This window comes from Sphingosinicella sp. (assembly GCF_041916975.1).
Lineage (GTDB): Bacteria > Pseudomonadota > Alphaproteobacteria > Sphingomonadales > Sphingomonadaceae > Sphingosinicella.
Genome location: NZ_JAYRYK010000001.1, coordinates 3,564,936 through 3,591,935, shown reverse-complemented (window position 1 = coordinate 3,591,935; position 27,000 = coordinate 3,564,936). Strand labels below are relative to the sequence as shown.

General features: G+C 66.2%; 25 protein-coding genes. 13 read left to right on the top strand and 12 right to left on the bottom strand.

The genetic code is table 11. The features are described from left to right. Window positions 1-15: 15 nt before the first annotated feature. From ACE3TJ_RS16880 to ligK, 4 genes are read right to left on the bottom strand one after another with little or no spacing between them, the layout of a single operon-like run. On the bottom strand, window positions 16-1,164 hold the full coding sequence (locus ACE3TJ_RS16880; RefSeq protein ID WP_374598234.1) for an acyl-CoA dehydrogenase family protein: 1,149 nt from the start codon (window positions 1,162-1,164) through the stop codon (window positions 16-18). Between the two features lie 59 nt (window positions 1,165-1,223). Next, window positions 1,224-2,093, bottom strand: coding sequence for an amidohydrolase (locus ACE3TJ_RS16875; protein WP_374598232.1), 870 nt, complete (start codon window positions 2,091-2,093; stop codon window positions 1,224-1,226). Further along, window positions 2,093-3,145, bottom strand: coding sequence for a 4-oxalomesaconate tautomerase (locus ACE3TJ_RS16870; RefSeq protein ID WP_374598230.1), 1,053 nt, complete (start codon window positions 3,143-3,145; stop codon window positions 2,093-2,095). Before ACE3TJ_RS16870 ends, ACE3TJ_RS16875 begins: the two co-directional genes overlap by 1 nt. Then, window positions 3,138-3,812 (bottom strand): 4-carboxy-4-hydroxy-2-oxoadipate aldolase/oxaloacetate decarboxylase, encoded by a 675-nt coding sequence (gene ligK / locus ACE3TJ_RS16865; protein ID WP_374598228.1) that lies wholly within the window; start codon window positions 3,810-3,812, stop codon window positions 3,138-3,140. Before ligK ends, ACE3TJ_RS16870 begins: the two co-directional genes overlap by 8 nt. A gap of 100 nt (window positions 3,813-3,912) precedes the next feature. Between ligK and ACE3TJ_RS16860 the strand changes: the two genes are divergently transcribed. The 6 genes from ACE3TJ_RS16860 to ACE3TJ_RS16835 all read left to right on the top strand — a co-directional run bounded on the left by ACE3TJ_RS16860 (window position 3,913) and on the right by ACE3TJ_RS16835 (window position 9,220). Continuing rightward, complete coding sequence (locus ACE3TJ_RS16860) at window positions 3,913-5,064, top strand: LysR family transcriptional regulator (RefSeq protein WP_374598226.1); 1,152 nt, start codon at window positions 3,913-3,915, stop codon at window positions 5,062-5,064. Window positions 5,065-5,136: 72 nt separating this feature from the next. Next, window positions 5,137-5,994 carry a DUF1932 domain-containing protein gene (locus ACE3TJ_RS16855; RefSeq protein ID WP_374598224.1) on the top strand — a complete coding sequence of 286 codons (858 nt, stop codon included), beginning with the start codon at window positions 5,137-5,139 and terminating at the stop codon, window positions 5,992-5,994. Further along, window positions 5,991-7,016, top strand: coding sequence for an amidohydrolase family protein (locus ACE3TJ_RS16850; protein WP_374598222.1), 1,026 nt, complete (start codon window positions 5,991-5,993; stop codon window positions 7,014-7,016). Before ACE3TJ_RS16855 ends, ACE3TJ_RS16850 begins: the two co-directional genes overlap by 4 nt. Beyond that, window positions 7,013-7,417, top strand: a complete 405-nt coding sequence (gene ligA / locus ACE3TJ_RS16845) for a protocatechuate 4,5-dioxygenase subunit alpha (protein ID WP_374598220.1) — start codon at window positions 7,013-7,015, stop codon at window positions 7,415-7,417. Before ACE3TJ_RS16850 ends, ligA begins: the two co-directional genes overlap by 4 nt. Window positions 7,418-7,419: 2 nt before the next feature. After that, complete coding sequence (locus ACE3TJ_RS16840; protein ID WP_374598218.1) at window positions 7,420-8,259, top strand: class III extradiol dioxygenase subunit beta; 840 nt, start codon at window positions 7,420-7,422, stop codon at window positions 8,257-8,259. Window positions 8,260-8,278: 19 nt separating this feature from the next. After that, complete coding sequence (locus tag ACE3TJ_RS16835) at window positions 8,279-9,220, top strand: Gfo/Idh/MocA family oxidoreductase (protein ID WP_374598216.1); 942 nt, start codon at window positions 8,279-8,281, stop codon at window positions 9,218-9,220. Here ACE3TJ_RS16835 and ACE3TJ_RS16830 read toward each other — a convergent pair. From ACE3TJ_RS16830 to ACE3TJ_RS16795, 8 genes are all read right to left on the bottom strand, one after another. Then, window positions 9,217-9,651, bottom strand: coding sequence for a hypothetical protein (locus ACE3TJ_RS16830; protein ID WP_374598214.1), 435 nt, complete (start codon window positions 9,649-9,651; stop codon window positions 9,217-9,219). The two genes, ACE3TJ_RS16835 and ACE3TJ_RS16830, sit on opposite strands and share 4 nt — an antisense overlap. 48 nt (window positions 9,652-9,699) lie before the next feature. Continuing rightward, window positions 9,700-11,127, bottom strand: a complete 1,428-nt coding sequence (locus ACE3TJ_RS16825; RefSeq protein WP_374598212.1) for an efflux transporter outer membrane subunit — start codon at window positions 11,125-11,127, stop codon at window positions 9,700-9,702. A 15-nt stretch (window positions 11,128-11,142) separates the two neighbouring features. Beyond that, the gene (locus tag ACE3TJ_RS16820; protein ID WP_374598210.1) at window positions 11,143-14,301 is read right to left on the bottom strand and encodes an efflux RND transporter permease subunit; all 3,159 of its coding nucleotides are present in this window, start codon (window positions 14,299-14,301) and stop codon (window positions 11,143-11,145) included. A 72-nt stretch (window positions 14,302-14,373) separates the two neighbouring features. After that, window positions 14,374-15,648, bottom strand: coding sequence for an efflux RND transporter periplasmic adaptor subunit (locus tag ACE3TJ_RS16815; protein WP_374598208.1), 1,275 nt, complete (start codon window positions 15,646-15,648; stop codon window positions 14,374-14,376). After that, window positions 15,645-16,058 (bottom strand): hypothetical protein, encoded by a 414-nt coding sequence (locus tag ACE3TJ_RS16810; protein WP_374598206.1) that lies wholly within the window; start codon window positions 16,056-16,058, stop codon window positions 15,645-15,647. Before ACE3TJ_RS16810 ends, ACE3TJ_RS16815 begins: the two co-directional genes overlap by 4 nt. A 336-nt stretch (window positions 16,059-16,394) precedes the next feature. Then, entirely contained in the window at window positions 16,395-17,003 is a 609-nt protein-coding gene (locus tag ACE3TJ_RS16805) for a TetR/AcrR family transcriptional regulator (RefSeq protein ID WP_374598204.1), read from the bottom strand. Between the two features lie 63 nt (window positions 17,004-17,066). Beyond that, on the bottom strand, window positions 17,067-18,053 hold the full coding sequence (locus ACE3TJ_RS16800; protein ID WP_374598202.1) for a YihY/virulence factor BrkB family protein: 987 nt from the start codon (window positions 18,051-18,053) through the stop codon (window positions 17,067-17,069). Between the two features lie 89 nt (window positions 18,054-18,142). Then, window positions 18,143-18,607 carry a MarR family winged helix-turn-helix transcriptional regulator gene (locus tag ACE3TJ_RS16795; RefSeq protein WP_374598201.1) on the bottom strand — a complete coding sequence of 155 codons (465 nt, stop codon included), beginning with the start codon at window positions 18,605-18,607 and terminating at the stop codon, window positions 18,143-18,145. A gap of 88 nt (window positions 18,608-18,695) precedes the next feature. Between ACE3TJ_RS16795 and ACE3TJ_RS16790 the strand changes: the two genes are divergently transcribed. From ACE3TJ_RS16790 to ACE3TJ_RS16760, 7 genes are all read left to right on the top strand, one after another. Next, on the top strand, window positions 18,696-19,475 hold the full coding sequence (locus tag ACE3TJ_RS16790) for a cyclase family protein (RefSeq protein WP_374598199.1): 780 nt from the start codon (window positions 18,696-18,698) through the stop codon (window positions 19,473-19,475). 3 nt (window positions 19,476-19,478) lie between these two features. Continuing rightward, the gene (locus tag ACE3TJ_RS16785; protein WP_374598197.1) at window positions 19,479-21,608 is read left to right on the top strand and encodes a thiamine pyrophosphate-dependent enzyme; all 2,130 of its coding nucleotides are present in this window, start codon (window positions 19,479-19,481) and stop codon (window positions 21,606-21,608) included. A 2-nt stretch (window positions 21,609-21,610) separates the two neighbouring features. After that, window positions 21,611-23,065: an indolepyruvate oxidoreductase subunit beta family protein gene (locus ACE3TJ_RS16780; protein ID WP_374598194.1), complete on the top strand. Its 1,455-nt coding sequence runs from the start codon at window positions 21,611-21,613 to the stop codon at window positions 23,063-23,065. A gap of 94 nt (window positions 23,066-23,159) precedes the next feature. Beyond that, a complete protein-coding gene (locus ACE3TJ_RS16775; protein WP_374598192.1) occupies window positions 23,160-24,776 on the top strand; it encodes an AMP-binding protein in 1,617 nt (538 codons plus the stop codon). Further along, complete coding sequence (locus tag ACE3TJ_RS16770; RefSeq protein WP_374598190.1) at window positions 24,773-25,945, top strand: thiolase family protein; 1,173 nt, start codon at window positions 24,773-24,775, stop codon at window positions 25,943-25,945. Before ACE3TJ_RS16775 ends, ACE3TJ_RS16770 begins: the two co-directional genes overlap by 4 nt. Continuing rightward, entirely contained in the window at window positions 25,942-26,268 is a 327-nt protein-coding gene (locus tag ACE3TJ_RS16765) for a Zn-ribbon domain-containing OB-fold protein (protein ID WP_374598188.1), read from the top strand. Before ACE3TJ_RS16770 ends, ACE3TJ_RS16765 begins: the two co-directional genes overlap by 4 nt. Continuing rightward, on the top strand, window positions 26,261-26,989 hold the full coding sequence (locus ACE3TJ_RS16760; RefSeq protein ID WP_374598186.1) for an SDR family oxidoreductase: 729 nt from the start codon (window positions 26,261-26,263) through the stop codon (window positions 26,987-26,989). The genes ACE3TJ_RS16765 and ACE3TJ_RS16760 overlap by 8 nt, the downstream gene beginning before the upstream one ends. Window positions 26,990-27,000: the final 11 nt, after the last annotated feature.

Genomic DNA, 27,000 nt, shown 5'->3' with positions numbered 1-27,000 from the left:
GTGCGCTGACGCCGGTCAGGCTTCGGCCTGCCGGATCATCTGCTTGGCGATGATCGTCTGCTGGATCTGCGAGGTGCCCTCGTAGATGCGAAGCAGGCGCACGTCGCGGTAGAAGCGTTCGACCTTGTATTCGGCCATGTAGCCGGCGCCGCCGTGGATCTGCACGGCGCGGTCGGCGATGCGGCCGACGGCCTCCGACGCGTGGAGCTTCAGCGCCGAGCATTCGAGGCTGACAGCTTCGCCCGCATCGAACTTCGCGGCGACCGATTGCATCAGCGCCTCGGTCGTCAGGAGGTCCACCTTCATGTCCGCGAGCATCGCCTGCACGAGCTGGAAGTTCGCGATGCGCTCACCGAACTGCTTGCGCTCGATCGCGTAGGCGAGGCTCATCTCGATCAGGCGGTCGCACATGCCGAGCGCTACGGCGGAGATATGGATGCGGCCGCGATCCAGCACCTTCATCGCGGTCTTGAAGCCGCGACCCGGCACGCCGCCGATGATATTTGCGGCCGGGACAACGACATCGTCGAGGATCACGTCGGTCGTGACGGAGCCCTTTTGGCCCATTTTCTTGTCGGGCTTGCCGAGCGTGATGCCGGGCGTATCGGCAGGCAGGATGAAAGCGGAGATACCGCCCGCGCCCTTCACGTCGGCTTCCGTGCGCGCCATCAGCGTGAAGACGTTCGCGCGCGTCGCGTTGGTGATGAAGCGCTTGGTGCCGGTGATGCGATATGTGTCGCCGTCGCGCACGGCGGCGGTGCGCAGCGAGGCGGCATCGGAGCCCGCCTCGGGCTCGGTGAGGCAGAAGCTCGCGATCGCCGCGCCGCTCGCGAACTTCGGCAGCCATTCGCGTTTCTGCGCCTCCGTGCCATCGATGACGATGCCCTGGCTGCCGATGCCGAGCGTGGTGCCGATCAACGAGCGGAACACGACGGAGGCGCGCGTCAGTTCACGGATGAGCGCGGCCTCTTCGGACATGGTGCAGCCGAGCCCGCCGTACGCCTCGGGCACGGAAATGCCGAACAGGCCCATTTCGCGCATTTCGTCCACGATCGCATCGGGAACCGCGTCGGCTTCCTCGACCGCATCCTCTGCGGGGATCAGGCGCTCATCGACGAAACGGCGGATAGCCGAGCGGAACAGGCCGAACGTTTCGGTATCCATGGCGTGCACTCCTCCAGACCCGCTGCCCTATGGCATGGTGCGGAGCGGGATGCGAGCTGTCAGTCCGCCCAGTAAAGCCGCTCGGGATTGGCAACGAGGAGCTTGTGCTGGAGCGCTTCCGTCACCGCGATGCGGGGTAGCACGTCGACGAGCGTGCCGTCGTCGGGGATGCGGTGCTCCATGTTGGGGTGCGGCCAGTCTGTGCCCCAGAGCACGCGATCGGGGTAACGTTCGACGATGGGACGGACGACCTCCACGAAATCATCGAACGGCGGGCCCATGGGGGACAGGCGCTCAGGCCCGGAGACCTTGGCCCAGATATTGGGGTGGCTGTCGAGCAGGGCCTTGAAGGCGGTGATGTCGGCGCCGCCCGGCCCCTGCGCGATATCCGGCCGTCCGAGGTGATCGACGACGATGGTGGTGGGGATGGCTTCGAGGAAGGGGATCAGCTCTTCGAGGATGTCCGCCTCGAAATAGACGACGACGTGCCAGCTGAGCGGCGCGATGCGTTTCGCGACCTCGATGAATTTATCCTTCGGCGCATTGTCGACGAGGCGCTTCAGGAAGTTGAAGCGTATGCCCCGGACGCCGCCCGCGTGCAGACGCTTCAGTTCATCAATGCCGATATCGGGATCGACGACGGCGACGCCGCGCGCGCGGCCGGCGGATTTGGCGATGGCATTCAGCGTCGCGGCATTGTCCGTGCCGTGGCAGCTTGCCTGCACGATGACGTTGCGCGAAAAGCCGAGGTGATCGCGGAGCGCGAAGAGCATCTCGGGCGGCGCATCTTCGGGGTGATATTTGGCGAGCGGGCTGAACGGGAATTCCGCCTCGGGGCCGAACACGTGAACGTGTGCATCGACCGCGCCGGGCGGCGGCGTCCAGTTCGGCTTCGAGGGGAAATCGACCCATGTCTTGCTGCGCGCCATCAGAATACCATCCCGTCCATCAGCTTGCGCGCCGTGCGGAGCAGTGCCGCGCTTGTCACGGCGTCGCTCTCGTCGACCTCGAGCACACAGCTCATCTCGCCCGTCGGGTGCTCGACCGAAATGCGCTTGCGCGCGCCGGCGGGCACTGTGGCGACGGCGGCAGCGGGGGAACCTTCGATGAGGCAGGCAGTCGCCACGCTCACAGCGCCGAGCACGCCGATGCTCGCGTGCGCGCGGTGCGGGATGAAGCTGCGGACGGTGACCGCCCCGCCACCGCGCGGGGGTGCCACAAGCATCATCTTGGGCACCGATTTCGCGGAAACATCGCCGAGGTTCATCAGCGGCCCGGCCTTCAAACGGATCGCCTCGATCCGGGCCTTGAGCGTGGACGCGGCATCGAGCTCTTCGCGGCTCTCGTAGCCGGTGGCGCCGACATCCGCCGCCTGCATCACGACGCAGGGCATACCGCTGTCAATGAGCGTGCAGGATACGCCTTCGATCTCGTCCGCCGCGTTCCCGGTGGGCAGCAAAGCGCCGCAGCTTGAGCCTGCCGTATCGCGGAAGGCGAGCGGCACGGGGGCGTGCGCGCCGGGTACGCCATCGATGCGGGCGTCGCCTTCGTATGTAACAACGCCGCCGGGAGTGCTGACGCTCGCAATGGCGATCTGGCCGGTGTTTTCCATGTAGATGGAAACGCGGGTTTCGCCGTCTTCGGCCGCCACCAGCCCGCGCTCGATCGCGAACGGGCCGACGCCCGCGAGGATGTTGCCGCAGTTCTGCGCGTCGCTGACGATCGCCTCGTCCACGAACACCTGCAGGAACAGATAATCGACGTCGACACCCGGTCGCGCGGATTTCGAAACGACGGCGACCTTGCTGGTGAGCGGATCGGCGCCGCCCATGCCGTCGATCTGGCGCGGATCGGGCGAACCCATGATGCGGAGCAGCAGCGCGTCACGCGAGGCGGGGTCTTGCGGCAGTTCCGTGCCGAGGAAATAGCCGCCCTTCGACGTACCGCCGCGCATCCACATGCAGCGGACGCCATCAGACATATTTGAGGCCCATCGCCGCGAGCTTTTCGCGCATGGAATAGATGTCGAGGCCGAGTTCTCCCGCGGCGAGGCGTTCGCGCTTAGCGATCTCCGCGGCCTCGCGCGCCTCGGCCTTCGCGAGCGTTTCGGCCGCCGACGCGCGCGGCACGACGCAGACGCCGTCGTCGTCCGCCACGATCACGTCGCCCGGCAGGATCGCCGCCCCGGCGCAGACGACGGGCACGTTCACCGAGCCGAGCGTCGCCTTTACCGTGCCTTGTGCGAACACCGCCTTCGACCAGACCGGGAAACCCATTTCGGAGAGATCGCGCACGTCGCGCACGCCCGCGTCGATCACGAGGCCTCGGCAACCGCGCGCCATCGCCGATGTCGCCAGCAAGTCACCGAAATAGCCGTCTTCACAGGGGCTGGTCGGCGCGAGCACGAGGATATCGCCGGGCTGTAGCTGCTCGATCGCGACATGAACCATCCAGTTGTCGCCCGGGGGCGCCGAGATCGTCACGGCCGAGCCCGCGATGCGCGCACCTGCATATATGGGGCGGAGACGACTGCCGAGAAGGCCTGTGCGCCCCTGCGCCTCGTGCACCGTTGCGACGCCGCAGCGCGCGAGGCCATCGATCACGGCGGCGTCCGCGCGCGCGATGGTCTGGACGACGATTCCGGACATAGGCTCTCCCGCTCTTTGCCGGAAAAGCGATGCGCCGCGGCGGACGCAGCTGCAATTCGGAACTGTGCACAGCCCATAGGCTGATGCTAATCATCAACATATGCACTACTGGGACTTCAATCTCCGCCACCTTCGCGCCCACGCCATCGTCACGCGTGCGGGCAGCATATCGGCGGCGGCGCGCATCATCGGACTGACGCAGCCGGCGATCACCGAGGCGCTGGCGCGGCTGGAGGACCGGCTGGGGCTGGCGCTGTTCGATCGCATCCCTTCGGGGATGCTGCCGACCGAGGCCGGGCAGCTGCTCGCCGCGCGGGCGGATGCAGCGCTCGCGCACATCGGATCACCGCGCGTGACGATGGCACAATTCCGCGCGCTGCTCGCGGTTGCGGAAGGCGGCAGCTACGCAGGGGCAAGCCTCGCGACCGGCCTTGCGGAACCTTCGCTGCACCGCGCGGTCCACGACCTGTCGGTGGCGCTGCGACGGACGCTCGTCGAGCGGCGCGGGCGCAGCGTGGTGCTGACGGCGGGCGGAAAACGCACGGTGCGTGCGTTCCGGCTCGCGCGCGCCGAACTCGCCGCCGCGCTTTCGGAACTGGGCACGCTGAGGGGGCGGGAAAGCGGACGCATCGCCATCGGCGCCATGCCGCTATCGCGCGCGCGGCTGCTGCCGGGCGCCATCACCGCGTTCCACCGCACCCACCCCGGCATCACCGCCGCCATCGTCGAGGGCTCGCACGCGGAGCTGATCGAGCCGCTACGCGACGGCGAACTCGACCTTCTTGTGGGCGCACTGCGCACGCCCGAAGCCGGCGGCGACGTGGTGCAGCAGCCGCTGTTCGATGATCATCCGATCGTCGTCTCGCGCGCCGACCACCCGCTGACGAAGGCGAAGAGGCCGGATATCGCGGCGCTCGCCCGATACCCGTGGACGATCGCGGCGCCCGGAACGCCGCTGCGCGCGCAGTGGGAAAAGATGTTCGTGGATGCGGGCGTTGCCGTTCCCGAAGTGCCGGTCGAATGCGGATCGGTGATGACGATCCGGCAGATCCTGCTCGAAAGCGACTTCCTGACGCTGCTGTCGCGCGATCAGGTCTCGGTCGAGCTGGAGGCCGGCTGGCTCGTGAAGCTCTGCGACACGCCGCCGGGCCTCAAGCGCACGATCGGCGTCACCACACGCACAGGGTGGCGACCCACCGCCGCGCAGCAGGCATTCGTGGACGCCTTGCAGAACTGCGCCAGAGCACTCTGAGTTCGATAAAACCTATACCCCCTGCCCCGTTCCGATTAGCGGGCCGTGCGCGCCCGTGCGCATATGCCCGGCATGGCTCACAAGATCGCCCTCATCGGTTTCGGCGAAGCCGCGCAAGCGTTTGCGGCCGCGGCGGGCTGGGCTGACGGCGCCGGAGCCTTTGACATCAAGACCGAGGCCGCTGAAACGCGCGCCGCGAAACTTGCAGACTACGCGCGACACGGCGTGACCGGATATGGAAGCGCGGTCGCCGCACTTGCGGAGACCCCGGCGGCGCTGTCGCTCGTGACGGCGGACGCGGCGCTCGCGACCGCGCGGGATTGTGCGCGCCATCTCCCGGCAGATGCGCTGTGGTTCGATATGAACAGCGTTTCGCCCGAAACCAAGCGCGCGGCCGAAACGACGGTGACCGCTGCGGGCGGGCGCTATGTCGATGTCGCGGTGATGGCGCCCGTTCATCCCAAACGCATTTCTGTCCCGCTGCTGGTATCGGGGCCACATGCCGAAGTGGGCGCCGCCCTGCTGCAGGGCCTCGGCTTTCGGGATGTGCGCTGCGTCGGCGCACGCATCGGCGATGCCTCCGCGATCAAGATGATCCGATCGGTGATGGTGAAGGGCATCGAGGCGCTGACCGCCGAATGCGTGCTCGCCGCGCACCGGGCAGGAGTCGTTGACGAGGTGCTTTCGTCGCTCGGCGGAGATTGGACGCAGAAGGCCGACTACAACCTCGAACGGATGCTGGCGCACGGCCTGCGCCGCGCCGCCGAGATGGAGGAATCGGCGCGCACGCTCGAAGACCTCGGCGTCGCGCCGCTGATGACGCGCGGTACGATCGCCCGGCAGCGTGCGCTTGGCGCGCTCGGCATCGCGCCGACGGAAGGACTCGCGGCGAAGCTGGCCGCGCTCGACAGCCTGAAAGACCCCGCATGACGCTCGTGATCGATTGCCATGGCCACTACACGACGGCTCCCGAACCCCACAACGCATGGCGCGAGACGCAGAAGGCCGCGTTCAAGGCGGGCAGCGCGCCGCCGCCCTACCCTGCCGTGTCCGACGACGAGATTCGCGAGAGCATCGAGAAGAACCAGCTGCGGCTGATCCGCGAACGCGGCGCGGACATGACGCTGTTTTCGCCGCGCGCATCGGCAATGGCGCATCATGTGGGCGACGAGGCCGTGAGCATCGCGTGGTCGCGCGCGTGCAACGATCTCATCGGGCGCGTCGCGCATCTTTACCCGGAAACGTTCGTGGGCGTCTGCATGTTGCCGCAGTCCCCCGCCGCCGATCTTGCCGCTTCGGTTTCCGAACTCGAGCGCTGTGTGAACGAACTCGGCTTCGTCGGCTGCAATCTCAATCCCGATCCGGGCGGCGGACATTTCAAGCACCCGCCGCTCACCGACCGCTATTGGTATCCGATCTACGAAAAGATGTGCGAACTCGACGTGCCCGCGATGATCCACGTTTCGGGATCGTGCAATCCGGGGCTGCACGCGACGGGCGCCTATTACATCGCCGCCGACACGATCGCCTTCATGCAACTCATCGAAGGCGACCTGTTCCGCGACTTCCCCACGCTGCGCTTCATCATTCCGCACGGTGGCGGCGCGGTTCCCTATCACTGGGGCCGCTATCGCGGGCTTGCCGACATGCTGAAGAAGCCGGACCTTGCCGCACACCTGATGAACAATGTGTTTTTCGATACCTGCGTCTATCACCAGCCGGGCATCGACCTGCTCGCGGACGTGATCGACACGAAGAACATCCTGTTCGGCAGCGAGATGGTGGGCGCCGTGCGCGGCATCGATCCGACCACGGGCCAGTATTTCGACGATACCAAGCGCTATGTTGACGCGCTGCCGATCAGCGATGCGGACCGCCATGCGATCTTCGAAGGCAACGTGCGCCGCGTGTTTCCAAGACTCGATGCGCTGCTGAAAGGTCGCGGGCTGTGACATACAATATCCACGCCTACCTCGCCGAATTCGACGACATACCGGGAACGCGCGTGTACACGGCCGTACGCGCCCGCAAGGGCTATCACCTGAACCAGTTCGCGATGAGCCTGATGAAGGCGGAGAACCGCGAACGCTTCAAGGCGGACGAGAACGCCTATCTCGCCGAATGGCCGCTCACCGATGCACAGAAGGCGGCAGTGCTGGCGCGCGATTACAACGCGATGCTCGACGAGGGCGGCAACATCTATTTCCTCGCCAAGATCTTCGCGACCGACGGCAAGAGCTTCCAGTACGCGGCGGGATCGATGACGGGCATGTCGCAGGACGAATACGCCGCCATGATGCTGGGCGGCGGCCGCTCGCCCGAAGGCGTGCGCTCGATACGAGAGGGACGCTGAACATGGCGCGCATCACCGCCGGAATCACGACCAGCCACGTTCCCGCGATCGGCGCCGCGATCGATCTCGGCAAGACGGGCGAGGATTACTGGAAACCGGTGTTCGCCGGTTACGACTGGGTGAAGCAGTATCAGGCGCGCGAAAAGCCCGACGTCGTCGTGCTCGTCTACAACGATCACGCCTCTGCCTTCGACATGAAGATCATCCCGACGTTCGCGATCGGCTGCGCGGACGAATACGCCATCGCCGATGAAGGCTGGGGGCCGCGCCCGGTGCCGCCCGTGAAGGGCCACGCCGATCTCGCCTGGCACATCGCGCAGTGCTGCGTCCTCGACGAATTCGACCTTACCATGATCAACGAGATGACGGTCGACCACGGGCTGACCGTGCCGCTGTCGCTGATCTTCGGCGAGGTAAGCCAATGGCCCGCGCGGGTCGTGCCCATCGCGGTCAACGTCGTCACCTATCCGCCGCCCTCGGGCAACCGCTGCTGGCTGCTCGGCGAAGCCATCGCGCGCGCGGTGGAAAGTTTCCCGGAAGACCTGAACGTGCAGATCTGGGGCACGGGCGGCATGAGCCACCAGCTTCAAGGGCCCCGTGCGGGGCTTATCAACAAGGCGTGGGACAAGGCCTTCCTCGACCGGCTCACCAGCGATCCCGAAGCGCTCCGCCATATGCCGCACATCGAATATCTGCGCGAGGCAGGCTCCGAAGGCATCGAACTCGTCATGTGGCTCATCATGCGCGGCGCGCTCGGGAGCCATGTAAAAGAACTGCACCGCCACTATCACGTCCCCGCCAGCAACACCGCGGTCGGGCACATCGTGCTCGAACCCGCCTGAGACGAACCAAGGAGACCCCATGAAGATCGCCCTCGCAGGCGCCGGTGCATTCGGCGAAAAGCATCTCGATGCGCTTCGGCAGATCGACGGCGTCGAGGTTATCTCGGTTGTCGGGCGCACGCTGGAGCCGACGCGCGCCGTTGCCGCGAAATACGGCATCGGGCACGCGGCGACAGACCTTGCCGAAGCGCTTGCGCTGCCCGGCCTCGACGCCGTGATCCTGGCGACGCCAACGCAGCTTCATGCGAGCCAGGCGATCCAGTGCCTGAACGCGGGCAAGCATGTGCAGGTGGAAATCCCGCTCTGCGATACGCTCGCCGAGGGTGAAGCGGTGCTGAAAGCGCAGCAGGAAACCGGCCTCGTCGCGATGGTGGGCCACACGCGGCGCTTCAACCCGAGCCACCAGTATATATACAACAAGATCAAGGCGGGCGAGATCAGCATCCAGCAGATGGATGTGCAGACCTATTTCTTCCGCCGCAAAAACATCAACGCCAAGGGCGAGCCGCGCAGCTGGACCGATCACCTGCTCTGGCACCACGCCGCGCACACCATCGATCTGTTCGCCTATCAGGCCGGGCCGATCGTGCAGGCGAATGCGATTCAAGGGCCGGTCCATCCGGATCTCGGCATCGCGATGGACATGTCGATCCAGCTGAAAAGCGAAAGTGGTGCCATCTGCACGCTGTCGCTGTCCTTCAACAACGACGGGCCGCTCGGCACCTTCTTCCGCTACATCTGCGACAACGGCACATGGGTCGCGCGCTATGACGATCTCGTGACCGGGCGCGACGAGGTGGTGGACGTGTCGAAGGTGGACGTGTCGATGAACGGCATCGAGTTGCAGGACCGCGAATTCGTCACCGCGATCCGCGAAGGGCGCGAGCCGAACGCCAGCGTGGCGCAGGTGATGCCGTGCTACCGGGTTCTGGACGCGCTCGAAAAGCAGCTCAGCAGTTAGGGAACGTCAGCCGCCCTCGCCTTGGCAGCCTGTCGCTCGGCAAACCACTGGCGCAGCATTTCCATGGTGCAGCCGGTTTGCCCGCCGGAACCGACCGCCGAGCAACTGTTGGGCATGGTGGGACGGCTCGCCTCGTCGAGCGTGCGCACGCGCGCCGTCCACGATTGCGAGGGCGGGTCGTTCTTCTTCGTTTCGCGCAGGCGCTTGGGGATGCGGTACTGCTCGCCCTCGGGCTCTCGCGCGCAGACCACGATCTCGTCGCCATCGCCCTTCGGGCATGGTTCATTGCCGTAGACGGTGATGTTGGTGATGCGATTCGGCGCCTCGGCGTGCGCCGAAGGTACGTACACGACGGCGAGGAGTGCGGCGCACAGCAGCCCCTTCACCTTCAACTCGCTCATGCCGCCGCGTTTCATGATCTCGTCCGCCATCGCTTCGGCATCCTTTGCGCCCGCTTGATGAGCGGAGGCTGAACACGTTTACGGCAAGGCGGCCGCATACGCGGTGGGCCCCGCGCTCCAGCCGCCGCCGAGCGCCTTGAACAGATTGATCTGGGCATCGGCGATGCCCGCGTCGATCGCGGCGAGTTGGGCTTCGGCTTCCGCGAAGGTACGTTCCGCATCGATGAGGGCGAGGCTGTCCACCTGCCCTTCCCGCTGCTGCGCGCGGACGATGCGTGCCGCCTGTTCGGCGGCGTCGCGCGCAGCCTTGAGCGCCGTGCGGCGATCGAGCGCGCTCGCATAGGCAGAGAGCGCGGTTTCGGTTTCCTCGAGCGAGCGCAGCACGGTGCCGTCGAAACCCGCGAGCGCGGCGCGCGTGTCCGCCTCTGCACCGGCGACGCGGGCGCGGGCGCGCTCGTGATCGGTGAACGACCAGCTGATCAGCGGGCCGAGCAGCCAGCGCAGCGGCCCGCCCCCGAACACATCGCCGATGTCGGGCCCGGTCGAGCCGATCGACGCGCCGAGGCTGATGCGCGGATAGAGATCGGCGGTGGCGACGCCGATGCGCGCGGTTGCGGCGGCGAGGCGGCGTTCGGCGGCGCGGATATCCGGGCGGCGCGCGAGAAGCTGCGCGCCGTCGCCGACCGGGATCGGCGTGTCGAGGCGGAGGGTGGAGACGCGCGCCGCCGCGATCGGCGGAAGGTCGGCGGGGGCGCGGCCGGTGAGCGTGGCAAGGCGGAACAGCGCCGCGTTGCGCTCCGCGGCAAGCGCCGGGATTTCGGCCTGCCGCTGATTGCGGAGCGTGGCGATGCGCGCGACGTCGAGACTGGTGGTGAGCCCCACCGCGCGCCGCCTGTCCGTGACGCGCAGCGACCTGTCGAGCAATTCAACGATGCGTTCGGCAACGGCAATCTGCTCACCCGAAGCGGCGGCGGTCGCATAGGCGCGCGTGGTTTCGGCAACGACCGAGACGCGCACCGCTTCGAGATCGGCCTCGGCGGCGCCGAGATCGCCGCGCGCGGCCTCGATACCGCGCGAGACGCGGCCGAACAGGTCGACCTCATAGGCCACGTCGAGCCCGGTATCGATGGACCAGTCTTCCCGGGGCGCGCCCGACCCGCGCTGGCTTTCGGGTAGGCGGCCGTAGGTGGCGCTCGCACCGACGCCGACGTCCGGGAGTCGGTCGGTGCGGACCTCGCGGAGCGCAGCGCGGGCTTTCTCCAGCCTCGCGACCGCGACGCGCACGTCCGTGTTCGCGGCGATGGCGTCGGCAACCAATCGGTCGAGCACGGGGTCGTCGTAGAGCCGCCACCAGTCGGCCTTCACCGGCGCGAGCGTATCGACGGCGGGTGTCGCCGCGACGAACGCGCCGGCGGATGACGGCGTTTCAGGGGTGGCATAGTCGGGGCCGGTCGCGCAGGCGGCGAGCGCGAGCGCGGAGGCGGCGATCATCAGATTGCGGAACATGAGCTTGCGCCTTTCTTATTCGGCGAGTTGCAATGCAGAGGAATGGCGGCGTCCGAACCGTTCGCCGAGGCTGCGGCTCGCCACATAGAACACGGGGGTGAAGACGAGGCCGAAGGCGGTGACGCCGATCATGCCGTAGAACACGGCGGTGCCGAGCGCCTGACGCAGTTCCCAGCCCGGGCCGGACCCCATCATCAGCGGCAGCACGCCGAGGATGAATGCGAAGCTCGTCATCAGGATCGGGCGCAGCCGCGCACGCGCCGCCTCGACCGCCGCCGCGCGCGGGGCAAGCCCCCTCTCCTCGGCCTGCTTCGCGAACTCGACGATCAGGATCGCGTTCTTCGCGGCAAGGCCGATGAGCACGATGAGGCCGATCTGCGTGAGGATATTGTTGTCGAGCCCGTGCAGGTTCACGCCCAGCATCGCCGCGAGCAGCGTCATCGGCACGATGAGGATGATCGCGAGCGGCAGCATCAGGCTTTCGAACTGCGCCGCGAGCACGAGGAAGACGAACACGACCGACAGGCCGAAGATCAGCGCCGCGATATTGCCCGCCGCCTTCTGCTGGAAGGCGAGATCGGTCCATTCCGCCGCGAAACCCTGCGGCAGATCTTCCGCGATCGTTTCCATCTGCGCGAGCGCCTGTCCGGTGGAGGCACCGGGTGCAGTGTCGCCGTCGATCTCGACCGCCGGGAACAGGTTGTAGCGTGTCACGCGGTAGGGGCCGGTGCGATCCTCGAAGGTCGCGACGGCGCCGATCGGCACCATGCCACCGCCGTTCGAACGCGTTTTCAGTTGCGCGATATCGGAGGCATCGTCGCGGAAGGGCGCGTCGGCCTGCGCGGTGACGCGGAAGGTGCGGCCGAGCAGGTTGAAGTCGTTGACATAGGCCGAGCCGAGATAGACCTGCATCGCTTCGAACACGCGCGTTGCGGGCACGCCGAGCATATCTGCCTTGGCGCGATCGATATCGGCATAGATGCGCGGCGTCGCGGTGTTGAACAGCGTGCGCACGTTGGCGAGTTCCTTCGCCTGATGCGCCGAACCGATCACGCCGCCAGCCGCCTGTTCGAGCGCCTGATAGCCCGCGCCGCTCCGATCCTGCACCATCATGCGCCAGCCGCCACCGTTGCCGATGCCCTGAATGACGGGCGGCGGCACGACGAATACGAACGCTTCGTTGAGATCAGCGAGTGCGGCGCGCATGTCGTTCTCGATTGCGGCCTCGGTGCGGCCGGTTTTGGCGCGCTGCGCGAAAGGCTTGAACGTGACATAGGCAGCGGCGGCGTTCGACGCCTGCGTCTGCGAGGCGCCGTCGAAGCCGGAGAACATCACCGCTGCTTCGGTGCCCGGCACCTCCAGCAGTTTCGCAACGGCCTTCTTCAGCACGCGATCGGTCTGTTCGATCGAACTGCCCGGCGGAAGCTGGATCGCTGCAAGCGCATAGCCCTGATCCTGTGCGGGGATGAACCCGGCCGGGGTCGCCCAGAACAGTCCGCCCGCCGCGAGGACGAGGCCGCCGTAGACCAGGAAGACGCGCTTTGGTGCCGCCGCAAGCCGGCGGGTAAGGCTGCCGTAGCGTTCGCTCAACCGATCGAAGTTGCGGTTGAACCACGCGCCCGCAAGCCACGCGCGGCGGCGCCAGCCGGATTCAGGCGCGGTTTCCGCCTTTGGCCGCAGCAGCAGTGCGGCAAGCGCGGGCGACAAAGTGAGTGACAGCACAAGCGAGATGATCGTCGCGCTGGCGATCGTGACGGCGAACTGGCGGTAGAATTCACCCGTGATGCCGGTGAGAAAGGTCGTCGGCACGAACACGGCGCAGAGCACGAGCACGATCGCGACCAGTGCGGCGGAGACTTCATCCATCGAACGGTGCGATGCCTCGCGTGGCGAGAGGCCGTGTTCGAGATTACGCTCGACATTCTCGACGACGACGATCGCGTCGTCGACGACGATGCCGATGGCGAGCACAAGGCCGAACATCGACAGCGTGTTTAGCGAATAGCCGAGGCCTGCGAGCACCGCGAACGTGCCGATCAGCGAAACCGGAATCGCGATGATCGGAATGATCGCGGCGCGCCAGCTTTGCAGGAACACGAGGATGACGACGACGACGAGCAGCGCGGCTTCCAACAGGGTCGCCTGCACGGCACCCATCGATTCGCTGATGAATTCGGTGGGGTTCCAGATGATCCGGTATTCGAGTCCCTGCGGAAAGCTCTTCGCAGCTTCGGCGAGTTCGGCTTTGATGCCTTCGGCAGCTGCGAGCGCATTGGTGCCCGGCCGCTGGGTGATCCCCATGATGATCGAATCCTGCCCCGAAAGGTAGGCGTTGACGCCATAATCTTCCGCGCCGAGTTCGACACGCGCGATGTCGCGCACGCGGGTGATCGCGCCGGTGCTATCCGTCCGCACGATGATGTCCGCGAATTCGTCGGCGGTCTTGAAGCGGCCCTGCGTTTCGACGCTGAGCTGCTGCGCTGCGCCGGTATCGAACGGCGGCTGACCGATGGTTCCGGCCGCGACCTGAATGTTCTGCGAACGCAGCGCGGAGACGATCTCGCCCGCGGTAAGCCCGAGCGCGGCGGCGCGGCCGGGATCGATCCAGACGCGCATCGCATAATCGCGCGCGCCGAACACCTGCACATCGCCGATGCCGTCGACGCGGGTCAGCCGGTCCTTGATCTGCGTGAGCGCGTAGTTGGAAACATAGCTGCGATCGAGCGAGTTATCGGGCGACAGCACGTTCACCGCCATCAGCCACGACGGCGAGGTCTTGCGAACGACGACGCCCTGACGCCGCACCTCTTCAGGGAGGCTGGGCTCGGCGAGCGCAACGCGGTTCTGAACCAGCACCTGCGCGGAATCGAGATCGGTGCCGAGCTTGAAGGTGACGGTGATCGTCAACCGCCCATCGCCGGTCGATTGCGACGACTGGTAGAGCATGTTGTCGACGCCGTTGATCTGCTGCTCGATCGGTGCGGCGACGGTATCGGCCACGGTTTCGGCGGAAGCGCCGGGGTAGTTCGCGCTCACCGTGACGGTCGGCGGGACGATATCGGGGAATTGCGAGATCGGCAGGCCCAGATAGGCGAAGGCGCCGACGATCGTGATGATGATCGCGATCACGCCTGCGAATATGGGCCGGCGGATGAAGAAATGGCTGAAGCGCATCGGACAATGCCTTTCCTGCCGCCTCCCGCATTTTGCGCGGGAGGCGTGGTCTTCGTTTGTTGTGGCGGCGGATCAGAGCGTGGCGATGGTCGCCTGCGAGGCCGCGGGTTCGTTTACGGGTACAGCGGTTTTCGGGGCGGCACCCGGCGGATCGATCCTGGCGACGCGCGCGGTGACCTTTGCGCCGGGCTGCACCATCTGGAGGCCCCGGATCACGACCTTGTCCTCGGCCGAGAGACCCGCGCGGATGCTGCGCAGGCTGCCGATGCGCGGACCGGGCGAGACTTCGCGCGCGGCGACGGTGCCATCCTTGCCGACCACATAGACCACCTTGCGCGCCTGATCGGTGCGGACGGCGGCATCGGGAACGAGCAGCGCGCGGGCGGACGAACCGTCCGTCAGCCGCATGTTGCCGAACATGCCGGGGGTGAGGAAATACTCCGGGTTGGCGACCACGGCACGGGCGCGGATCGTGCCGGACTGGGCGCTGATCCCGTTGTCGGTGAAATCGACATGACCCTTCCAGGTGTAGCCGGTTTCGTCCTGCAGCCGGATCTCGACCTGCTGCGCGCCGCCTGCCTTCTGCCGTTCGCGCTGTGCTTTCAGGAACAGCGCTTCTGAACTGTCGAACGTGAAGTAGATCGGATCGAGCGCATTGATCGTGGTGAGCAGCGTGCCGCCGCCGGAATCGGCAGTGGAGACGATATTGCCCGCATCGACGCGGCGGTCCGAAATGCGTCCGGTGATAGGCGCGCGAACTTCGGTGAACTGAACATCCAGCGCGCGGGCACCGATGCGGGCGTCGGCTGCCGCGAGCGAAGCGCGGGCAGCACGGACGCGGGCGGCGAGACGATCGAGATCGCTTTGTGATACGGCATCATCGGCAAGGAGCCGGTTGGCGCGTTCGAGATCGGCCTCTGCGAGGGCAACGTCGCTCCGCGCCTGCGCGGCTCCGGCGCGGGCTTCGGCAAGGGAAGCGGTGAATGGCCGTGAATCGATGGTGAAGAGCAGCTGGCCCTTCTGCACGATCGCGCCGTCGGTGAAGTGAACCGCAGTCACGGCGCCCGAAACGCGCGGCCGGACTTCGACGCTGCTTGAAGGCTCGAACCGGCCGACATGGTCGTCCCACTCGGTCACATCGCGCACGAGCGGCGCCGCGATGGTGACCGTGGGCGGCGGTGCCGCCGCGATCGCGGGCGATTCACGGTTCAGAATGCCGACCGCCACGACTGCGATCACCGGCAGTGCGGCTGCGGAAAGATGCTGCCAAAGCGGGCGTTCCGAGAACCTGCGCCGTACGGGCGTCGGTGCCGCGGCGTCGGCTTCGATCTTGGTCATCATATTCATCGGGAATTCCTTCGGTCGCGGCGGGCGCGTGCATTGGTGATGCTGCTCGCAAGCAGCGCGTAGTGATCCTGGGTAAAGCCAACGCCGAGGAAGCCGCGGATTGCGGACTCGGCGATATGATAGCCCTGATGCCACGTGAGCACGGCGATCTTGCGCAGCGCTTCCAGCTTCGAATCGGCGAGCTGCGGATTGGGCCGGCTTCCAAAGAGGGTGCCGAGCGCGACGGCGACGCGGCCGGGGGACTGCAGCGTCGAGAGGCTGTCGCGCTCGGCGAGGGCGACCACCGACCATTCCAGAGCCGAGAAATGGGCCCGGGGACGGTCGGCAGCGGGGGACGAGGATAAGGGCTGGGACTGGGGAATGGCCGGAGCCGCAGCGCCGAGAACATCCGTGAAGGCGAGATAGGCCATGGTGCAAGTCTCCTTGATCAAGGCGCGCACGCCTTCGTTCGCCGCGTCTCGTCGCGGCGTCGGTTTGGGATGATGATTGCCGGGCACACGGCCTCACGCAGCGCGAAAGGCCCTGCCCGGCAATCGTCGGCTATGGATTTTCAGATTGAAACGGACGTTGACGTCCCGTGTCAGCCCTTGTGAATATCGCAGTGTCGCATCGGTTTCCTTTCGATGCCGTGACCGGCCGGGATGACCGCCCACCTTCTGTACCTCTAGGTATATAAACCGTGCTGCGGTGCGTCAACAGCTTTTTGTACCGGTCGATAAATATTTATTGGCGGTACGCTGAAGCTGTTATTTCGAAGGCCACATGATCATGCTGGTATCGATCATGCGTTCGAGATCGGCGCGCGTCGCGCCCGCCCCGGCCTGAACCGCCATGCCCTGCAAAAGCGCGTAGAGAAAGCTGGTCAGCCCCTCGACATCCACGCTTTCGGGGAGATCGCCTTCCACCTTCGCGCGTTCAAAGCGTTCGACGAGCGCACGCCGCGCGACCTTGCCGCGCTCCAGCACCTCGAGGCGGATGCACTCGGCCTCCTCTCCGCACGCGACGGAGCTGATCACGCCGAGGCAGCCATGCGGCTCGCAGGTGCTTGTCTGATTTTCCATGCTGCCGCGCAGCAAATGTTCGGCGACCCCGCGCGCAGTCGGCTCAGCCAGCGACTTGCCCACGTAGGCCAGCTTCTCGGTCTCGTAGAGATCGAGCGCCTTGCGGAACAACGCCTCCTTGTTGCCGAAGGCCGCATAGAGGCTGGGGCGCGTAATGCCCATCGCCTCGGTGAGGTCGTTGAGCGACGCGCCTTCGTAGCCCTTGCTCCAGAACACGCGGAGCGCGGCGGCAAGCGCCATATCGACGCAAAACTCGCGCGGACGACCTTTGACAGGGGTTACGACCGTTTCCATATCGAGCGGTATATAATCAATCCGTCACGGAGTGCAAGCCTCCGGCAGCGGCAGGGATTCGCGCTATCGCCGGGCGCGCCCATGCGCGGGGTAGATATCCGCGGCCACGCTCATGTCGGCCACGGCCGCCCCGCGCTGGCCGATCGGGCGTGGCGCGCCTGTCGTCGTATCGCACGCCGTCTGGCGCTCGGCCTCGGCATTGATCAGCCCGCCGAGCAACACGGCATAGGCGGAAACATAGAGCCACATCAGCAGCACCACGACCGCGCCGAGCGACCCATACGTCGTCTGATACGATCCGAACTCGGCGACGTAGACGCCAAAACCCAGCGTCGCGACAAGCCACATCACGGTCGCCAGCAGCGACCCGATCGTCAGCCACCGCCAGCGCGCGTCCGCCCGGTGCGGCGCGAAACGGTACATGGCCGCGATGGTGAAGCTGCAGAAAACCCCCGCACACACCCAGGTGACGATCCGCATCAGAAGCGCGGCAACAGCCCCCAGCCCTTCGGCAAGTTCGCGCGCGAAGCCCAGCGCCGAGGCCGCGAGCAGGCCGAAGATGCCGAGGAACACGGCGCCGACCACGAGAATGGCCGAAACCGCCGCACCGCGAACGATGCCGCGCGTATCCCGCTCGTCGTAGATGACGTTGAGCGCCGTCATCACGGCACGCGCGGCGCGGCTTGCACCGAAGATCGAAATGCCGATCGCGATGGCGAGGCCGAGGCCCTTTGCCGTTGCAGCCGCACGGGTGAGGTTGAGCAATTGTTCGTAGATAAGCCGGGCCGCCTCAGTCGGCACGAGTTCGATGATGAGGCGCATGTGATCGGCAACGGCGGCAGGATCGGCGACGAGGCCATAACTCATCACGAGCGCGCCGAGCAGGGGAACGAACGACAGGAACGCGTAGAAAGCGACCCCGGCCGCCATCAGCGACAGGTTGTGCGTGCCGTTCCCCCGCCAAACGCGGAAAAGGATTTCCCGCCATGCCCGAAGCGGCAGGGCATGGGGGCCATGCGCGCCTACACCGCGCTGTTCGGGGGTCGCCATAACGTCCTCAGTCTCCGGCCCTTTATCCGGTTACAAGGCGCTGCGTCCGCGAAGGTTCCCAAGGGTTGATCCGGCGATCCGGGAAATCTCTACTCCAGATTTTGCTGCAGGCGGTTCAAAAGCTCGATCAGGCGCCTGAAATCCGGGGCCGAGAAGCCGCGGATCAGGCGCCGGTAAAGCGGTGCCGTCACCGCGCGGGCCGCCTTTAGCTTTTCGCGACCCAAAGGCTTCATCACCAGCGTCGTCACGCGTCCGTCCGTGGCGGACGGAAGCGTCTCCACGAGCCCTGCCTTCTCCATCCGCTCCGCAACACGCATCAGCGTGGAAACATTGATGACCGCGAGCTTCGCGACCTGGCCGATCGACTGGGGCTCCGCCTCCCCCAGAATCATGAGCACGCGCCATGTCGGGATATCGATGCCGATGGCGCGGAGTTCCGCCTCGATGATGACGTTGTAGCGGCTGACCGCGCGATTCAGCAGGTAGAACGGATAGTTATCCACCCGGAAGTCATCCGATCCCGGATCGCCATAGGCACGCAAATCCTCGGCCACTTTGAACTCCTTCGACGCGCAACCGAATTTACTTGCACATGCAAGTTTATCGAAGCATAGTTTCGCTTCATGGTCTGGAGGAGGGATTATGTCCAGCGCGCCGATTCTTGCAGGGCTTGCACAGGCGTTGTCACGCGGCGACGTCAAGGTCGTCGACCTGACGCAGACGCTTTCGGAAGATACGCCGCTGCTGGTGCTGCCCGAGCCGTTCGGACAGACGGCGGCATTCTCGCGGCAGGAAATCTCGCGCTACGACGACCGCGGCGTCGCGTGGCACTGGAACAACTTCACCGTGGGCGAGCACACCGGCACGCATTTCGATGCGCCGGTCCACTGGGTGAGTGGCCGCGACCTGCCGGACAACACGGTCGACGCGGTGCCTGCGGCGAATTTCGTCGCGCCCGTGGTCGTTCTGGACTTTTCCCGCGAATGCGCAGCTGACCCGGATTTTCTGCTCACCGCTGATCATGTGAAGGCTTGGGAGAGCGCCAACGGACCTATCCCAGCGGGAAGCTGGGTTCTGTTCCGGTCCGACTGGTCCAAACGCGACGTGGACGCCTACACCAATCGCCGCGAGGACGGCGCGCACACGCCCGGCCCCGCAACCGACGCGATCGAATATCTGATCGCGCGGGACGTTCTCGGCTTCGGCGTGGAGACGATCGGCACCGATGCCGGACAGGCGCATCTGCTGACGCCCGCCTACCCCGCGCACACGCTGCTGCACGGCGCCGGGCGCTATGGCCTGCAATGTCTGCAGAATCTCGATCAGCTCCCTGCAACAGGCGCCATGCTCGTCTGCCCGCCGCTCAAGATTCGCGGCGGCTCGGGGAGTCCGCTGCGCGTCCTCGCGCTCGTCGAGGCGTGAGCGGTGGCCGAGCGTTCGTTCGTTGCTGAAGCGCGGAAGCTGACCGCCGGGAACGGCGAGACGTTCACCGGCGAAGGCATTCTCGCCGTGACCAAGGCGCTGCTGCAATCGGGCGTGGCTTACGTGGGCGGCTATCAGGGTTCGCCGATCAGCCACCTGATGGACGTGTTCGCGGACGCGAGCGATCTCCTCGAAAGCCTCGGCGTGCATTTCGAGGCGAGCGCATCGGAAGCAAGCGCAGCGGCGATGCTCGCGGCTTCCGTCAATTATCCGCTGCGCGGTGCGGTCGTGTGGAAATCCGTGGTCGGTACGAACGTGGCGTCGGACGCGCTTTCCAACGTCGCATCGGGCGGCGTGAACGGTGGGGCGCTCGTCATCGTCGGCGAGGATTATGGCGAAGGCTCCTCGATCATGCAGGAGCGCACGCACGCCTTCGCGATGAAATCGCAGATCTGGCTGCTCGATCCCCGCCCCAACCTGCCGAGCATCGTCGCGGCGGTGGAACAGGGCTTCGCGCTTTCGGAGGCTTCGAGCACGCCGGTAATGCTGCAGCTACGCGTGCGATCCTGCCACATGACGGGATCGTTCACGGCGAAGGACAATGTGCGGCCGAAGCTGACGGTGGCAGACGCTGCCGCCGCGCCACAGCGCGACACGAACCGCATCGTTCTGCCCCCTGCGAACTTCCTGCACGAAGTGGAGAAGATCGAGAAGCGCTGGCCGGCGGGGATCGCTTATGTGCGCGACCATCATCTGAACGAATGGTTCGGGCCGGATGCTGCGCACGGCATCGGCATCATCGTGCAGGGCGGGCTTTACAACAATCTCAATCGCGCGATGGAACTCGCGGGGCTTTCGAATGCCTTCGGCGACAGCGCGCTGCCGATCTATTGCCTGAACGTCACTTACCCGCTGATCCCCGACGAGGTCAGCGCGTTTTGTGCGGACAAGCGCACGGTGCTGGTGGTGGAGGAAGGGCAGCCGGAATTCATCGAGCATGAACTGAATACGCTCGTGCGCCGCGCCGGCCTTGATTGCCGCATCATCGGCAAGGACATGCTGCCGCGCGCCGGGGAATATAGCGCGCAGGTGATCCGCAAGGGGCTTTCCGATTTCCTGCACGCATGGGCGCCCGAGATCGCGCCCGCAAAGGCGGCGGAAGACCCCCTGCCCGCGCCGGTCGCGCGGCAGATTCCGCAGCGCCCCGCGGGCTTCTGCACGGGCTGCCCGGAGCGGCCGGTGTTCACGGCGATGAAGCTGCTCGAACGCGAGCTTGGCCCCGCGCACGTTTCCGCCGACATCGGCTGCCACCTGTTTTCGATCCTGCCCCCCTTCAACATCGGCAACACGACGATGGGCTACGGCCTCGGCACGGCGGGCGCGTCCGCATTCAAACCGAAGGACAAACGGGCGATCGCCGTGATGGGCGACGGCGGATTCTGGCACAACGGCCTGACCTCCGGCATCGGCAACGCGGTGTTCAACAAGGACGACACCGTCACGCTCGTGATCGACAACGGCTATTCGGCCGCAACGGGCGGCCAGGACATCCCCTCTTCCCGCGCCGACAACACGCGCCGCGTGACGCGAAACCCGATCGAGCGTGCTATTCGCGGCGTCGGCGGCGCATGGGTGCGCACGATCGAGCGCACCTACGACATCAAGCGGATGCGCGACACGCTGCGCGAGGCGCTGACCGCGCCGGAGAAAGGCCCCAAGGTCATCATCGCGCAGTCGGAATGTATGCTCAATCGGCAGCGGCGCGAAAAGCCGCTGATGCGCAAGGCCGAGAAGGACGGGAAGCGCGTCGTGCGCGAGCGCTTCGGTGTCGACAGCGACACCTGCACGGGCGACCATAGCTGCATCCGGCTTTCGGGCTGCCCTTCGCTTTCAATAAAACCCAATCCCGATCCGCTGCGGCAAGACCCTGTGGCGCACGTGGAAAACAGCTGCGTGGGCTGCGGCCTGTGCGGTGAGGTGAGCCACGCGGCGGTGCTTTGCCCGAGCTTCTATCGCGCCAGCATCGTTTCCAATCCGGGCCGCGTGGAGCGCGCGTGGATGAAGATGCGGCAGGCCATTATCGGCGGTCTTCAGCGGCGCGATACGCGCGCGCGTTTGGCCCGGGCCTTCTGACCATGGCGCAGAACCGCTTCAGCATCGCAGTCCTCGCCCTCGGCGGACAGGGCGGCGGCGTGCTTGCCGACTGGATCCAGCACATCGCGCGCGAGGATGGCTGGCTCGCGCAAGGGACTTCGGTTCCGGGTGTCGCGCAGCGAACGGGATCGACGGTCTATTACGTTGAGCTGGCAAAGCCCGACACCGGTGGGCGCAGCCCGGTGATGGCGCAAATGCCGATGCCCGGCGACGTGGACATCGTGATTGCGTCCGAACTCATGGAAACCGGCCGGGCGCTGCTGCGCGGCTTTTCCACGGCGGGCCGCACCACGCTGATCGGATCGACGCACCGCGTCTACGCCATGTCCGAAAAGACCGCGATGGGCGACGGGCGCGGCAACAGCGATGCGATCGTGAAGGCGGCGGGCGAGCGTTCGAAGCGGTTCATCGGTTTCGATATGGAAGCGGCGGCCGACGGCACCAACAGCGTGATCAGTGCCGTGATGTTCGGCGCGCTCGCTGGAAGCGGTGCACTGCCCTTTGCGCGTGATCTTTATGAAAAGGCCATTCGCGACAGCGGCATCGCGGTTGCGACCAATCTCGCGGGATTCGATGCGGGCTGGCAGGCGGCGCAGGGTGTCGTCGCGATGCCTGCGGCGGAAAGCCACGCAGTTCCCAGCGCGACGACAACGGCGGGCAAGGCACTGGAAACGCGCGCGCGCGCCAATCTGCCCGAGGCCGCGATCCCGAATGCATTGCACGGCATCCAGCGGCTGATGGATTACCAGGATGCTGCCTATGCGGGACTATTCCTCGATCGGCTGGAAACCGTGGCGGTGCGCGACCAGAGTCCCTTCACGCTCACCGCCGAAGCCGCGCGTCATCTCGCGCTCTGGATGAGCTATGAGGATTCGATCCGCGTGGCCGATCTGAAGACGCGCGACACGCGCGTCGCGCGTGTGCGGGGCGAGGTGAAGGCTTCGGATGCGCAGCTTCTGACGATCACCGAATTCATGCATCCCCGGCTTCGCGAGATCTGCGAGATCCTGCCCGCGCGCCTCGGCCGCGCCATTCTCGCGAACGAGACGTTTTCCCGTAGCATCTCCGGCTTCTTCACGAGCGGCAGACATGTTGAAACGACAAGCCTGCGCTGGTTCCTGCTGCTGAGGACTCTTGCCGGGATGCGCCGGTGGCGTCCGAAGTCGCTGCGCTTCGCGGACGAACAGGCACGGATTGAAACATGGCTCGACCGCGTGCGGACGGCCGCGGCGAGCGATAACGCGCTCGCCATCGAACTCGTGCGCTGCCAGCGCCTGATCAAGGGCTACGGCGACACCTTCGAGCGCGGGCTCGGCAACTTCGAGCGGATCATGGCCGCGCGGCCGCAGTCGGCGGAAGAGGTGAGTCGTTTATGTGCGGCCGCGCTTTCGGATGAAGACGGCCAGGCGCTCGATGAGGCGCTGAAAGTCGCCTGAAACCTCACATTCGCGCGTGTCGCGCCATAACATAATACTTGATTATTCAAGTTTTTCGAGTATCGTTTCTGCACTGGGGAGAGGAGTTCATACCGTGGCGATCGCGCGACCCTCGGTCTATCTGACCTTCGCGGCAGCGGCGGAACGCTGGGCGGAGCGGCCCTTCCTTCACGCCCCCGCGGACGCGATCGGTGAACCCCTGCCCTTCGAGCAGAGCTTCGCGGAAGCCGCCGGGGCCGTCGAAGTCCTCCGCACCGCCTACGGCAAACAGGGATACGGCAAGGGGCACCGGATCGGCCTTGCGCTCGACAACCACCCCGCCTTCTTCCTGCACTTCCTGTCGCTGAACGCGCTCGGCGCGAGCGTCGTGCCGCTCAACACCGCGATGCGGCCCGAAGAGATGGCGCCAATCGTCGCGGCGGCCGATCTCGACGCCATCGTAGCCTGGCCGAAACATCGTGCGATGCTAGGCAGCACGCAAACGCTGAGCGGCACGACCGTACCGGTCGCGGAGCCGTCGCTTGCGGACCTTCCTCGCGCGGTGCGTGGCGCAGACGAAGACGAAGCGCCGGATGCCGACCGCGAGGCGGCGATGCTGTTCACCTCCGGCACGACGGGCAAGCCCAAGGGGTGCATCCTCTCCAACGCCTATTTCACGTGGGTGGGGCGTTTCTACGCGACGCTCGGCGGCTATTGCGAATTCCGCGAGGGCGAGGATCGCATCCTGACGCCGCTGCCGGTCAATCACATGAACGCGCTCGCGTGCAGCTTCATGGCCGCGATGATGACGGGAAGCTGCCTCATTCAGCTCGACCGTTTCCATGCCTCGCGCTGGTGGGACACGGTGCGCGAAACGCGCGCGAGCGTGATCCATTATCTGGGCGTGATGCCAGCGATCCTGCTGCAACGCGAGGACGAGACGGCCGATCTCGCGGTGCGGTTCGGATTCGGCGCGGGCGTCGATCCGCGACACCACGCGCGCTTCGAGGAGCGCTTCGGTTTCCCGCTGATCGAGGCGTGGGCGATGACCGAAACCGGCGCGGCCGCATGGATCACCGCCAATCGCGAACCGCGCCATGTCGGCACGCGCTGTTTCGGGCGCACACCCGACCATCTCGAGGTTCGCATCGCAGACGACGCGGACGCCGATGTGCCGGATGGGGAGCCGGGTGAGTTGCTGGTGCGTGCGCGCGGCGACGATCCGCGCCGCCATTTCTTTTCCGGCTATTATTGCAATCCCGCAGCGACCGAGGCGGCTTGGGAAGGCGGCTGGTTCCACACCGGCGACATCGTGAAGCGCGACGCCGAGGGCAATTTCTTCTTCGTCGATCGCAGCAAGAACATCGTGCGCCGCAGCGGCGAGAATATCGCGGCAGTCGAAGTGGAAGGCGTGCTGATGCAACACGCATCCGTCACCGCCTGCGCGGTGCTGCCGATCGAGGACGAACTGCGCGGCGAGGAAGTGATGGCGCTGGTGCAGACCGATGAGGGCGCACGAAGCGAAGCGCTTGCGGCCGATCTCGTGAAGCACTGCCTCGAACGCCTCGCCTACTTCAAGGCGCCCGGTTACGTCGCGTTCGTCGATCATTTGCCGACGACAGCATCGCAGAAATTGCAGCGCGGCGAAATCCGGTCGCTCGGCCGTGAACTGCACGCGAAGGGTAAAGCCTTCGACACGCGCGCGCTCAAACGCGGGCCCAAGGCGGCATGATCGGCGCGCGAGACTATCGCGGCGTAGCCGTGGCGTGCCCGGTGACGGTGCCCTATGCCCGGCGCAGCGATAAGCCCGCGCACTGGTTCGTCGGCTCGGCGCTGCGCGCGCTTCTCGATGCGAGCGGGCTCGACAAGGGCGCGATCGACGGCCTCGCGGTTTCCTCCTTCTCGCTCGGCAGCGACACGACGATTGCGCTCACCGAGCATTTCGACATGTCCCCGCGCTGGATCGAATGGCTGCCGACGGGCGGCGCAAGCGGCGTGATGGCGCTGCGCCGCGCCGCGCGCGCCGTGCAGGACGGGGACGCAAACGTCGTCGCCTGCATCGCGGGTGACACTGCCGGAAGCGCCCGCTTTTCGGACCTCGTGAGGCACTTCAGTCGTTTTTCGAGCGCGGCTGTCTATCCCTATGGCGCGGCTGGTCCCAACGGCGTGTTCGCGCTGATCACCGATAATTACATGCGCCGTTTCGGCGCGGAGCGCGCGGATTTCGGGCGGATCGCCATCGCCCAGCGTGCCAATGCGCGCGGCAATCCCAACGCGCTGCTCGGTGCGAAGCCGCTCAGCCTCGACGATTATCTGGCCGCGCCGCCCATCGCCGAACCGCTTCACCTGTTCGACTGTGTTTTGCCGTGCGCGGGCGCCGAGGCATTTCTGGTGATGAGCGACGAACGCGCGCGTGCGCTCGGCCTGCGTCATGCCCATATTCGGGGTGCGATCGAGCGGCACAACGCTTTCTTCGAAGACCCCGTCGCCGAGCGCGGCGGTTGGGCGATGGACCGCGATGCGCTGTATGCGCAGGCGGGCCTCGGCCCCGATGCGGTCGATTGCCTGCAAACCTATGACGACTATCCCGTGATCGTCGCCATGCAGATCGAGGATCTCGGCTTTTGCGGCAAGGGCGAGACGCCGGCGTTTCTGCGCGCGTGCGACCTGACCGTCGAGGGCGACTTTCCGCAGAACACTTGCGGTGGCCAGCTTTCCTGCGGGCAGGCGGGCGCGGCGGGCGGTTTCCTGCCGGTCGTGGAAGCGCTGCGCCAGGTCACGCGGCAACCGATCGGGCGGCAGGTGCCCGGCGCGCGCATCGCGCTCGCAAGCGGTTACGGCATGGTCACTTACGACCGCTGCCTCGCGAGCGGGGCGGTGCTGCTGGAGGGGATGGCATGACGATCCGCCTCCAGACCTGCGCGGCGTGCGGCGCGTGCCAGTATCCCCCGCGGGATGTGTGCCGCACGTGCCTGCGCGATGAACTCGTTTGGACGGAGGACAGCGGGCGAGGCCAGCTTGTCGCCGCCACGACGCTGCATCGTTCGCTTGATCCCGCCGCCGCGCTCCCGCTTCGGATCGGCACGGTTGCGCTCGATGCGGGTGTACGCGTGATCGCGTTCCTTGGGCACGCTCAGCCGGGCGACCGGATCGTTCTTCATGCCGCAGCCGATGCAGAACAGCGCCAGATTTTCACCGCGGAGAGAGAGCCATCCGATGCCTGAGCGGAAAAACACGATTCTGGTGACGGGCGGCAATACCGGGATCGGCGCCGCGATCAGCCAAAGCCTTCTGGAAGGCGGCGCTCGGGTGATCAACGTGTCGCGCCGAATGCCCGATTTCACGCACGAACGATTGCAAACGATTGTCGGCGATCTCACCGATTCCGCCGACCTTGCACGCATCTGCGCGGAAGCCGCCGAAATGGGCATCACGGGCTTCGTCCACAATGCCGGGGTGATCCGGCCTGCACTGTTCGGTGCTGTGAAGGACGACGATCTCGATCATCTCGTCGATCTTCATCTCCGCGCGGCGATCCACATCGGGCAGGCACTGCTGCCCGGAATGAAAGCCGCCGGTACGGGCCGCATCGTGCTGATTTCCTCGCGCGGTGCGCTCGGCCTGCAGGGCCGCACGGCTTATGCCGCGACCAAAGCCGGAATGATCGGCATGGCGCGTACATGGGCGCTGGAACTCGCCGGCGATGGCATCACCGTGAACGTCGTGTCCCCCGGCCCCATCGAAACCGACATGTTCCACGAACTGATCCCGGACGGATCGGAGCGCAAACGCAATGTCGCCGCTTCGATCCCCGTGGGGCGTGTGGGAACGCCGGAAGATGTCGCGGCGGCCGTGCGCTTCTTTCTGGGCGACGACACCGGCTTCATCACCGGCCAGAATCTATTCGTGTGTGGCGGCGCCAGCATTGGCTCGATCACGCTTTGATTTGATTGGGA